The 12,070-nt window shown below is 46.8% G+C and carries 10 protein-coding genes; 2 read left to right on the top strand and 8 right to left on the bottom strand.

Going from position 1 to position 12,070, the window contains the following annotated elements:
• The first annotated feature begins 417 nt into the window (after window positions 1–417).
• Window positions 418–2,901 (top strand): DUF4982 domain-containing protein, encoded by a 2,484-nt coding sequence (locus ADJ77_RS06560; RefSeq protein WP_025077620.1) that lies wholly within the window; start codon window positions 418–420, stop codon window positions 2,899–2,901.
• Window positions 2,902–2,953: 52 nt separating this feature from the next.
• A complete protein-coding gene (locus tag ADJ77_RS06565; protein ID WP_050696163.1) occupies window positions 2,954–4,603 on the top strand; it encodes a hypothetical protein in 1,650 nt (549 codons plus the stop codon).
• A 557-nt stretch (window positions 4,604–5,160) separates the two neighbouring features.
• On the opposite strand, the gene cysS is transcribed toward ADJ77_RS06565, so the two are convergent.
• The 8 genes from cysS to ADJ77_RS06605 form a co-directional block, all read right to left on the bottom strand.
• The gene (cysS, locus tag ADJ77_RS06570) at window positions 5,161–6,648 is read right to left on the bottom strand and encodes a cysteine--tRNA ligase (RefSeq protein ID WP_025077619.1); all 1,488 of its coding nucleotides are present in this window, start codon (window positions 6,646–6,648) and stop codon (window positions 5,161–5,163) included.
• A gap of 151 nt (window positions 6,649–6,799) precedes the next feature.
• Window positions 6,800–7,009, bottom strand: coding sequence for a DUF4250 domain-containing protein (locus ADJ77_RS06575; RefSeq protein WP_025077618.1), 210 nt, complete (start codon window positions 7,007–7,009; stop codon window positions 6,800–6,802).
• Window positions 7,010–7,036: 27 nt separating this feature from the next.
• A complete protein-coding gene (gene cdd, locus ADJ77_RS06580; protein WP_025077617.1) occupies window positions 7,037–7,516 on the bottom strand; it encodes a cytidine deaminase in 480 nt (159 codons plus the stop codon).
• A gap of 90 nt (window positions 7,517–7,606) precedes the next feature.
• Complete coding sequence (locus tag ADJ77_RS06585; protein ID WP_025077616.1) at window positions 7,607–9,073, bottom strand: hypothetical protein; 1,467 nt, start codon at window positions 9,071–9,073, stop codon at window positions 7,607–7,609.
• Window positions 9,074–9,134: 61 nt separating this feature from the next.
• A complete protein-coding gene (murI, locus tag ADJ77_RS06590; protein ID WP_025077615.1) occupies window positions 9,135–9,974 on the bottom strand; it encodes a glutamate racemase in 840 nt (279 codons plus the stop codon).
• Between the two features lie 12 nt (window positions 9,975–9,986).
• Window positions 9,987–10,505, bottom strand: coding sequence for an OmpH family outer membrane protein (locus tag ADJ77_RS06595; RefSeq protein WP_025077614.1), 519 nt, complete (start codon window positions 10,503–10,505; stop codon window positions 9,987–9,989).
• Between the two features lie 368 nt (window positions 10,506–10,873).
• The gene (locus tag ADJ77_RS06600; protein ID WP_025077613.1) at window positions 10,874–11,377 is read right to left on the bottom strand and encodes an OmpH family outer membrane protein; all 504 of its coding nucleotides are present in this window, start codon (window positions 11,375–11,377) and stop codon (window positions 10,874–10,876) included.
• A gap of 92 nt (window positions 11,378–11,469) precedes the next feature.
• Window positions 11,470–12,015, bottom strand: a complete 546-nt coding sequence (locus tag ADJ77_RS06605) for an OmpH family outer membrane protein (protein WP_042740811.1) — start codon at window positions 12,013–12,015, stop codon at window positions 11,470–11,472.
• Window positions 12,016–12,070 lie beyond the last annotated feature (55 nt).

Raw genomic sequence — 12,070 nt, forward strand, 5'->3', positions numbered from 1 at the left:
CCTATTGGGGTTTAAAGATGTGAAAAATGTCCTCAACAACTCCGCATTTTATTTTCCACAATTGATTTGATTCTTACAAAACAGATGTTTCAACAGCAGGAAACAACGAGTTCGTTGATATGCTGTTTACCCCCGACTGCTTCCTTGGCATGAAAGAAACATCGCTTTATACATAGCACTATTCCCATGTCTCATTCACCTCCATAACCCTTGGAAAAGAACGGTTCTTCCTGTAAAAATAAAAAGATACACCTTAATAAGTGGGAAAAAATATATACCTTTGTAATCAATCTAAGAAACAAAATAATATATGCCCATATATTACCAGACGTGGGTAATCATCAAAGACACAACCGACAACATTCCAAGAGAGTACGGAACTTGATTGGATTATGCTAAACAAACACACTTTTGACAATGAAAACAAGAATATTCATCACCCTGCTGTTAATTTGTCATACCACACTCAACTGGGCACAGAACCGAGTGACAGAGCTTCGGACATGGAAGTTTTCACACGACAGCCTACACTGGCAGACCGTGAACATTCCCCATGACTGGGCTATCAGCGGTCCCTTCGACAAGAAATGGGACTTACAATGCGTGGCAATAGAACAGAACGGCGAGAAACAGGCTACTGAAAAGAGCGGACGTAGCGGGGCGTTACCGTGGATAGGAGAAGGATGGTACAGCCATCAGCTGACCATCAAGAACCGTAAAGACTTTTCCCACGCTTATCTTTGCTTTGATGGTGCGATGTCAGAACCCATTGTCTACATCAACGGAAAGGAAGCTGGACGGTGGGCATACGGCTACAATGCCTTCCGAATTGATGCTACAAAATACCTGAAGAAAGGCGAAAATACGATTATCGTACATCTCAATAACCGTGAGGAAAGCTCACGCTGGTATCCCGGAGCAGGACTTTATCGCCCTGTAAGACTGGTCCTTACGCCCGAAATGCGTATTGACCCGTGGAATGTCTATATACGTACAACCCGCCTCGATGACGATGGTGCTACACTTTCCATTGACGCAAAGGTTGACGGATGGGACGGTAAAAAGAAGCTGATAGCAATTGCCTACGGTAGTGCAGACGGGCAGCCGGAACAGACAGAACTGACCCTTGACCCACTCACAGGCATTGCACACGCCGAACTGAAATGGAAGAAAGGTAAATATAGCGTATGGACCCCAGAACAGCCCGTCCTCATTCCCCTTGGCATCTACACCCGAAACAAAGGCACGCTGCTACCTCTTTACACCACGAAGACGGCTGTCCGCACCGTTTCAGTCTCTAAGGAAAAGGGCTTTCAGCTGAATGGTGTCAGCAGGAAGATACAAGGTGTATGCCTGCATCACGACCTCGGACCACTCGGAGCAGCGGAAAACAAGGCGGCACTGATACGTCAGATAAAACAGATGAAGGACATGGGAGCAGACGCCATACGCACTGCCCACAATATGCCCTCAGAACTCTTCGCACAGCTTTGTGACTCCCTGGGAATGATGGTAATGGCTGAAAGTTTCGATATGTGGGTCTACCCCAAGTGCAAGAACGGCTATGCACGGTTCTTCAACGACTGGGCTGACAAGGATATAGAGAATCTCGTAAGGCATCATCGCAACCATCCCAGCATCGTGATGTGGAGCATCGGCAACGAAATTCCCGAACAGTGGAGCGAAGAAGGTCGGCAGATTGCCGGAAGGCTACAGGAAATCTGTCATCGGCTCGACCCCTCACGCCCCGTAACACAGGGTATGGACCGGGCTGAAGAAGCCTTGAAAGCAGGCTTTGCACAGGTAATGGACGTGCCGGGATTCAACTACCGTGTCTATAAATACAACCGCAACATAGCACAACTGCCCAAGGGTTTTCTCTTAGGGTCAGAGACTGCCTCGACAGTCTCAAGCCGTGGGGTCTACAAGTTTCCTGTCCGCTGGGGCGTGGCAGAGGCTGAAAAGGACGGACAGGTGTCAAGCTACGACACGCAATGGTGCTCGTGGAGCAATCTGCCAGAGGAGGACTTTATCGCTATGGAGGACCTTCCCTATACCATCGGACAGTTTATTTGGACAGGAACGGACTACCTTGGCGAACCAACTCCTTACGATGAATACTGGCCCAGTCGTAGCAGTTACTTCGGAGCGTGCGACCTTGCAGGGCTGCCTAAGGACCGTTACTATCTCTATCGGGCGGTATGGAACAGGAACAAGCCAACACTTCACCTCCTTCCCCATTGGACATGGAACGGACGTGAGGGACAGGTGACGCCCGTCTTCTGCTATTCAAGCTACCCGGAGGCGGAACTCTTCGTCAATGGGAAGTCGCAGGGACGACGCAGGAAGGCTGGAAAAGAAGTGCAGGGCGAGGCTGCTACAGGAAAAGCAGCTACTCCCGAAGAAGCCCGACAGCGTGCCGAACGCTATCGGATGATATGGGACAACGTCGTCTATGAGCCCGGAGAGCTGAAGGTTGTGGCATACGATGAGCAGGGAAAGGCAGCTGATTCCGTTTCAGTCTACACTGCCGGAAAACCTCATAAGCTACTACTTGAGCCCGACAAGTCCACCTGCGGCATCCCCAGTGCCAACCTTGTCTACATCACAGTGACAATGCTTGACGAGCAGGGCAATCCCGTTCCGGATGCTGACAACGAACTCTTCTTCACCGTGTCAGGTGCCGGACGGTTCAAAGCGGTCTGCAATGGCGACCCGACCTCATTGGAGTCATTCACCGAACCACAGATGAAACTCTTTCATGGTAAACTTGTCATTACGCTGGAAGGAAACAACAAGAAAGGCAACATCACACTGACTGTACACGACAAGGGGCAGGAAATCAGTGAGAGAATAATCATCCACAATACTGGCAACGAACTGCAGGCACCCGACTTGTGACACAATGGCTGCCAACAACTGTAGAAATACATCCTAAACAAAATATAAGACGATGAAACGTATAACCTCTTTGCTCATTACACTCTGCTGCCTTTCGACAGAAATACAGGCACAGCAGACACTTTCCTTTCCCGATGTAGATGCCATTGGATATAGTGCAAATTCCGCTTCCATAGAACTGTACACAGCTATCGGACATAACCAGTACCGCACGAGAAGCCTGCGTACTGACAAGAAGTATGTAGATTTGGAAGGAGACTCAGATATGAAACTCGTCTATTGGGACTGTACAGAGGAGGATGACCATGTAACGAAGGAGCAGATTCTCTCTGATAAAAAAACTTTCCTCAATGTCAACGACCTGCCATCTACCTCATTGAATGATTATATCGGAAAGATATTCTACATCAATGAGAAGGGAACATGGAGACGTGAGCATGAGAAAACATCGCTTATCCTGAAGTTCCTCAACCAAGGAACAGCCTCTGTACAGGAAGTGTATTATGGTATTGAAGATGATTCCTATAATCGCAGTGCTGCCTCAACCACCCTTCCTGAATCCATGAAGACATGGCGTGTAAGCAGAGCAGACTTTTACACCCCACTGACACTGAAGTTTAAAGACAATAAAGAGATAGTTGTCCTCATTTCCATATGGGGTCAAGACTTTGATTATCTACTTATTCCAAGCAGCGACAAAGATATTCTTATTAGGAATTCATCAGACCGTCCCATTGTCAATATTACAGAGGCTACAGAGAAATATGTCGACACAAAGTCACATGATTTCACCCAATACTTTATCAAATTCTACTATGGTCTAAGGAAAACTGAAAACAACAAAGTTCAGTTAATAAACCGATTAGGCGAGAACGTACTGGGAGAAGACTATGACCATATTAGCTATGCTGACCGTTTTATCATCGCCCAGACGAAAGACAAGATAGATGTCTTCAATCTATATTTGAACAAACTAAATCTTGGTAAGGTAAAAGTAGTAAGAGAGGTACCAAAGAGTGTCTACGGACGTATCGAGGTGCTGAACGATGAAGGTGCTGCCTACTATGACGAATTTCAACAAAAGGCATCCAGCCCCGTCCGTAGGATTATAGGTGTATGCGGTACTGTAGATCACTGGTCATATGACATAGTCAATGAAAAGGGCGTATATATGATGCAAAAAACCAGCACCGGACCGGGTTGGGGATACCAAGAAGAGGTTAAGTTTATCTTAACTGACTGCCAGCCTGGCGACTCTGTTTCAATTATTGACGGAAGTAAGAACTTCAGCTATAATGCAAACTATGGCATCAATGGTGAGATTGAGATTAATCCTTCCTTAATCAAGGTTGGAAGAAATGGGAAATTCGGTATCCTGCGATACGATTATGACTTTGACAAGAACATACAACCAAAGATTGTGGCAAACAAACCAGACGATTATCCTTTGGAGTTCCATTACTATCCAACACAGAAAGTCAAAGGAGAAATCCTACTGCCCATCGAGAATGATTCAATAGTCATGCAGCAAGACGGTATGATACTATTCTATAAAGATGGGAAAATAGGCATCTTCGGACGGGATAAAATTCCTGTATTTGAAGAACTGACACAGCAGACTAAGTCGTTCTATTACTTCAGAAAGGACGGTAAAGAAGGCTGGCTTGACAGGGAAACTGACACCGAGTACTTCAAGGAATAATAACGAAAACAGCATATAAGCTCTTTAAAATAAAGTAAACATTCCTGCTTAAAAGCCAATCTTGAAGGGTGAAAAAGTAAAAGAATAAAAAGATAAAAACAAGGTTCTGAACCTTAAGAATTGCCATTTGCCGAATTATTTTCACGAAAAGAAGAATTTATTTTCATGAAAATAAATATTTTTCTTCATGAAAAGAAATATTTTTTTTCGTGAAAATAATTCGCAAGAGAGGGCTTATCATAGACTAAAAGGCTACCAGAATATCTGTAAACAAACTTCGTATAATGCTTTAAAGTGTGTCAAAACAAAGGGCAAATCAGGCTTTTAATTTTCGAGAAAGAGTGGAGTTCTTTGGCAAGGGCATATCAACTTGACAAGAAAGAAATAACAAAAGGACATCTATTCCGTGTATAGTGAATCGCATCACTGGTACAACACTGGAATAACTGTCCTTTGTTTTGTTGATATTTACAGGCAGATAGAAGTATCCACCACTCACACCATGCTAATTTCAGCGGGTTGCCTGTAACAGAGTTGGGACTGGAAGAGCCTGCACCTTATCGGTCAAGTTTCCACGTAACACCGTCCTTGGTGTCCTTAACCTGGAAGCCGGCATCAGCGAGGGCATCACGAATCTGGTCGCTGACTGCCCAGTTCTTCTCAGCTTTCGCCTTTGCACGGAGGTCGAGAACCATATCAACAACCTTGCCGTAAGCCTCCTCACGGGCATCGTTGTTAGCTCCACGCTCATTCTGAAGACCAAGGATATCGAAGGCAAAGATGTGCATTACCTCAGTAAGTTCCTTGAGGTCATCGGCTGAAATCTGCGCCTTGTGGTCGATGAGGATGTTCACCAAGTGGCATGCCTCAAAGAGAGTTGAGATGGCAGCAGGCGTCATCAGGTCGTCATTCATCGCATCATAGCACTTCTGGCGGAAGACAGCAACAAACTTCTTTGTATTCTCATCAGATGCGGCAGCAGTCTGTATGCGTACCAAGTCCTCAATACCATTCATCAGACGCTCGTATCCCTTCTCAGCAGCCTGCAGTGCCTCGTTGGAGAAGTCGACTGTTCCACGATAGTGGGCAGAGAGGATGAAGAAGCGAATCGTCATCGGAGAGTAAGCCTGTGTGAGCGTATCATGCTCGCCGGTAAAGAACTGTTCGAGCGTAATGAAGTTGCCAAGCGACTTGCCCATCTTCTGTCCGTTGATGGTAATCATATTGTTGTGCATCCAATACTTCACCATCTCATCACCCTGTGAAGCCACAGCTTGAGCAATCTCACACTCATGATGCGGGAAGATAAGGTCCATACCACCACCGTGAATATCGAAGTGGTCGCCCAGATACTTGCGTCCCATCGCCGTACACTCACAGTGCCAGCCCGGGAAGCCATCGCTCCAAGGTGACGGCCAACGCATGATATGCTCTGGCATGGCACGCTTCCAGAGTGCAAAGTCTACCTGATTACGCTTCTCGCCAACGCCTGCCAGCTCCCGTGAATTATTGACCATGTCGGTGAGATTACGCCCAGAAAGCACACCATAGCGGTGGTCCTTGTCGTATTTCGCCACATCAAAGTAAATGCTTCCATTGCTTTCATAGGCATAGCCGTTGGCAAGAATCTGCTTTACAAGCTCTTCCTGCTCAATGATATGACCTGTTGCATGTGGTTCAATGCTCGGTGGCAATACGTTCAGCGAACGCATCGCATCGTGATAGCGGTTCGTGTAATACTGTGCTATCTCCATCGGCTCAAGCTGCTCAAGACGTGCCTTCTTCTCAATCTTGTCGTCACCTTCGTCAGCATCATGTTCCAAATGACCTACATCCGTGATGTTACGAACATAGCGAACCTTGTACCCGATGTGCTTCAGATAGCGGAAAAGAATATCAAAGGTAATAGCAGGACGCGCATGTCCGAGGTGCGGGTCGCCATAAACTGTCGGTCCACAGACATACATTCCCACGTTAGGTGCTGCAATCGGTTGGAAGAGTTCCTTCTTGCGATGCAGTGTATTGTAAATAACTAAGTCTTGCATAATCAGTTGTTTATTTCTTGATGATGCAAAAGTACAAAATAATTATCATCTGCACCACTGTTGTGCAGACTTTTTATAAGCTATACTAATTACGATGCCTAATTGGGGTAATTAGCCTAATTAAGCACGCTAAGCTAAGAAAGTGAATTGGCTAAGCACTCCTTTCATCAAAACCTATCGGGCGGAACTGACGCTGTTCTACGCTGTAGACATAGCCTGCATCATACAGATAGGCTTTAATCTTATCAGCATCTTCATCGAAGTTATAACAAAGCGACTCCAGAGTGTCAAACTCTTCATCACGCAGCAGCATATTTACACTGCTTACCAATATCGCAGGGTCTTTGGGTAAATAATCCATATCTTCTATCAACAGGAAGCAAAAGGGCTACTTCATTGACTCGCTGACGAACTGGAGCGGCAGAAGGTCCTTTACACTATTGATGACATACACGCCTGCTGTACCGTAAAGAAGGATGCGGACAGGCTGCTTGTAACGGTCCTCTATCTCCAGAATGACCTGCCGGCAGGCACCACAAGGAACTATCGGGTCACGCATCAGCCCATACTCATTAGCCGCAGCAATGGCAAGTGTGGTGACAGCTTGGTCGGGATAATTGGACTGGGCAGCAAAGATAGCCGAACGCTCAGCACACAAACCTGACGGAAAGGCTGCGTTCTCCTGGTTTGCTCCCATGACTTCTGTCCCGTCAGCAAGCAGCAAGGCTGCCCCGACACGGAAGCGGCTGTAGGGAGAATAGCTGTTGCCGGTTGCTTCTATAGCCTTCTGGATAAGGTGCTGGTCTGCTGTTGAGAGCTCTTCAGTCTGGCAGAATCCGATTTTGATGCTTATGTCTATTGTTTTCATATTTGATATTTATTATAGGTGATGAGGCGTATTGGGCTAATAAGCCTAATTAGACTAATAAGGCAAATTGGGCAAATAAGCCCGATAACCTTAATCGGCAATCAGCTCATAACAGCCGATGTCCGGCTTACCGTCACGCTGCCTGCTATCATGGTCATTTGCAAAACGGGAATCAGTGAGCACTGCGCCAGTGTCTATTGACGGGAACTTCTCGCCTTTCTCTGGCTTCTTCAAGTGGAAATCATACTTCTGCTTGTCGCCATCCACCAGCATAAACTGCTTGTAACCGCCATCAGGATAATCTTTACTGTTCTCCCAGATTACATCTGTAAAACGTGCAAGAAGTGTTGCATCATCCGGCTTCGGTGTGCGAAGGATGCAATGATCGAACAGATAGTTGGCAGTCACACCCTCCTTATTGCCACCCATGAGGACATCATCCGCATAACCTGTCACAAGCGAGTTGACAACATTGAATGTCAGCAAAGGATAATCCTTGCCGTCAATATGATTGCCAAAGCTCAATGATGCACCACGATTACTGTCGAATGGATAGAACTGTGCGAACGTGCAATGCGTCAGCATCACCTCTCCACCGACAAAGGAAGCGCAGTCCTTCAGCGTATTGGTGAACTGCGTGTTATAAGCCTCCACCTTGCTGTTTATCGCCTGCAGACCATAGCCCTGACAGTTATGAACAGTAGAGTTGGCAAGGGTCAGCTTCGTCTGTGTTGTTGTTGCCGTATCGCAGAGAATACCGTTATAGGCAGAATGGATGTCCGTATGCGTGAGCACATTACCATAACTGTCCTTACGGAAGCGCACTCCCTGCCACTGACCGCTGACACGGTCGTAGGGAAGATACTTGAACATCTTGTCCAGACGGTCACCACGAAGAATCACAGGATTGGCAGCTGTGCCCTCACAACGCAACGTACCATGAACGTCAAGGGCAGCCTTCTGAGAGAAATAAACCGTCGTTCCGGCAGGAATCGTCAGTGTTGCACCCGCTTCCACCTTCAATGTATCTTGGAAAACTATCGGCTTCGTACTGGTCAAAGTGGTATTCGTTGTAATCTTACGTCCCTTTATCAATTCCGCATCCCAGCTGTAGACACGCAGGTTTACCTTCTGCTGTACACCACTCTCGAGCGTAAACACGAGATTGTCTGTCAGTTCCAGCGGCGTTGCCGCATTGTTAAGCGGCGACGTCATCTCAACGAACACCTGGATACTATCCCTGTTTCGCACCTCAAGTTCATTGACCTGATAGCCATTGGCAGCCGAAAGTTCAACGCCGTCTACATTCACACGGAAGCCCGTCTGATTACCTTGTGAGAGGCGGACATTGGTCAACCGCAGTCCGTCTCCCGAATGGTTATACACCCAGAAGGTCTTGGTAGGCGTAGGAACATTGGAGAATGTGGTATCAAGTCGTAGTGTGTCAGTCGAGAAAGAGAGCAGATTACTCCGTGATGTCGTAAACGTATCATCATCAGAGCAGGCTGCCATCAGCATCACGGCTGACAGGAAAACCAATATAGATAACTTCTTCATTCTTTTCTTCTTATGTTCTTATCTAACGCCTCTACTGCCTGTTTTATTGCCTTCCGACGGCTTACTCCAGGTCTACATGCTCCACATTCACCTCTTCATGCAGGAAGATTCGTGCCGTCTCCTTGAATTTCTCGGGATTTTCCGTGGTGAAATACTTCACCGTAGCATGCTTTGTGCACCGCGCATCCATGTCGGGATGACGGCGGAAATAGTCCTGCAGACTCTCGGCAACATACTCACCCTGTGGCACAATCTGCACCCCTCGCGGTACATGCTTCAGTATCTTCGGCATAAGGATGGGATAATGCGTACAGCCAAGGATGAGCGTATCAATCTCAGGGTCAATCCGCATGATATGGTCGATACGCTTCTTCACGAAGTAATCAGCACCGGGACTGTCGGCTTCATTGTTCTCAATGATGGGCACCCAGAGCGGACAAGAAACGCCCGTCACCTTTATATCCTTCCAGAGTTTCTGTATCTCAAGGTTATAACTGTTGCTCTTGACCGTTCCCTCAGTAGCCAGCACACCCACATGACGTGAGTGGGTAATCTTGCCGATGACCTCTGCCGTAGGGCGGATTACGCCCAGTACCCGCCTGTCAGGGTCCAGACTCGGCAGGTTGTTCTGCTGGATTGTGCGGAGAGCCTTGGCTGATGCCGTGTTACAACCCAGTATAACCAACTGACAGCCTTGGTCAAAGAGTTTCATCACAGCCTGGCGTGTGAACTGATAGACCACATCGAAGGAGCGTGAACCATAGGGTGCACGTGCATTATCGCCCAGGTAAAGATAGTCATACTCTGGTAGAAGCTGACGAATACCATGCAGAATGGTCAGTCCTCCATACCCGGAATCGAAGATACCGATGGGTCCCGGCTGTTGGGAATACTTTGTCATTTATCCTTGTTGTTATTGTTTCAGTACCGCAATCAGTGCATCGGTAATATCCTCCCCCATCGCAGTATTGGCATAGGGAAGTCCGTTATTGTCCGCATTGAGGACGAAAGCATATCCCCTTTCCTTTCCCATCTCACGGACAGCATTGTTCAGTTTCTTGCGGACTGGTGCATAGATATCCTCCTCCGCCTTCTTCAGCAGTCGTTCAGACTCCTTTCGGAAAGCGATGTTGCGGTCCATCAGTTCCTCCAGTTCAGCCTGACGCTTACGCAGAATAGACGGTTCCAGCTTGCGCTGTACATCGAGGAAGTCTTCATATCGGTTATTGAAATCGTCCACAGAACGCTTTGTCTCGGCATCATACTTTGCCTTCAGCTCATCCAGACTACGGGTTGCGGCGGCATAGTCGGCCATGGCATGCAACACCTTTTCATAACTGAAGTAAGCAAACTTGAAGGCGGGAACGCTCTGCTGTGCAGCTGCCAGAAGCGGCAAGAGCATGAAAACGAAGGAAAAGATTAGCTTTTTCATCATGTCTGTTATTATCTCTTCTATATGTAAGTACGAAAATGAGGTCATCGCAAGAACGTAAATCCGTGCGGTGACCTCACCCTTTTCTCCTCTGAAACAGCATCAGCCCGTTGGTAGGCGAGGGTCATTTCCGACCTCGCAGACTGTTCTCCCGGAATTCTTTTCACGAAGAAAAATATTTATTTTCATGAAAATAAATATTTCTTTTCACGTAAATAATTTCTTCTTTTCACGAAAATAAACTCTTATCACCGTGATGATGAATATCCCAAAGGCGGGACATACCGGGACGACTTGCCTGTCACAGGGGCTTGTCAAGCCGCTAAAGCAAGGAGAATTAACCACGGGGCAAAGGCTCCCGTACTGTTTTACTTCATCTTAGCCAACTGAGCCTTTACCTCTGCGGTAACGTCCTTGCTGAGTGCCTCGTTGATGTACAATGGCTGACCAGCAGCCTTCTCCATGATGTAAATGTAGTTACCAGTCTTGGCAACAGCTGCAATAGCATTGCGAACCTTCTCAAGAACAGGACCGAGCTGCTTCTGCTGCTCCTCGTTGAAAGCCTTTTGGTTGTCCTGTGCAGTCTGCTGGATCTTGTTGTACATATCCTGCAGGTTCTTCTCAGTCTCAGCCTGCTTTGTAGCGTTCATCGTGCTCTTTGACTTGTCATAAGCCTCTGCCTGACGCTGCAGTTCAGCCTGCATGTCCTCGAGCTGCTTCTGATACTCCTTGCCCTTTGCTTCCAGCTTGCTCTGAACGGCTGTGGCCTCAGGAAGTGACTGGAGGAGAGCCTGTGAGTCAAGGTGACCGAACTTCTGTGCGAACAATGTCATTGGTGCACAAAGCATCAACATCAAAAATAACTTTTTCATTTCTTTCTTATTGTTTAGTTGTTTATTATTTTTTCTTAATTAGCTCTATACTATCCAGAACTTTGGGGATAATCTGTACTGTATAGAACTTATTACTGATAAGAATATCCTAACTTCTGCAGCACCTCATTGCTGATATCCACCTTCGGAGAGCCATAGATAATCCCTGTGGCATTGCTCGAACGGTCGATAACCAGACTGTAGCCACGCTGGTCGGATATGTCCTTGACAGCATTGTAAATCTCATCCTGTATAGGAGTAATCAGACTGGTACGCTTCTTGAAGAGCTCGCCTTCCGGTCCGAAATACTTACGCTTGAGGTCAGAAGCCTGCTTTTCCTTTGCAAGGATAGCCTCCTGTTTCTTCTTCTTCTGTTCCTGTGAAAGGAAGACCACCTCGTTCTGATAGTTCTTATACATCGTGGAAGCCTCGGTATTGAGTGCCTCAACCTCAGCCTGCCACTTCTTGCTTACCTGGTTCAACTGCTCATTTGCACGCTCATAAGCCGGCACATTCTTGAGGATATACTCCATATCAATCAGTGCAAACTTCTGTGCAGAAGCTGTTAAAGGTAACAGAGTAAAAAGGTAAAGAGGTAAAACGTATCGCAATACACTCTTAAAAATATTCTTCTTCATCTCTACTAATTCATAATTATGATTACCGATATTCACTTAGTTTATTGCTACAAGC

This window comes from Prevotella fusca JCM 17724, assembly GCF_001262015.1.
Classification (GTDB): domain Bacteria; phylum Bacteroidota; class Bacteroidia; order Bacteroidales; family Bacteroidaceae; genus Prevotella; species Prevotella fusca.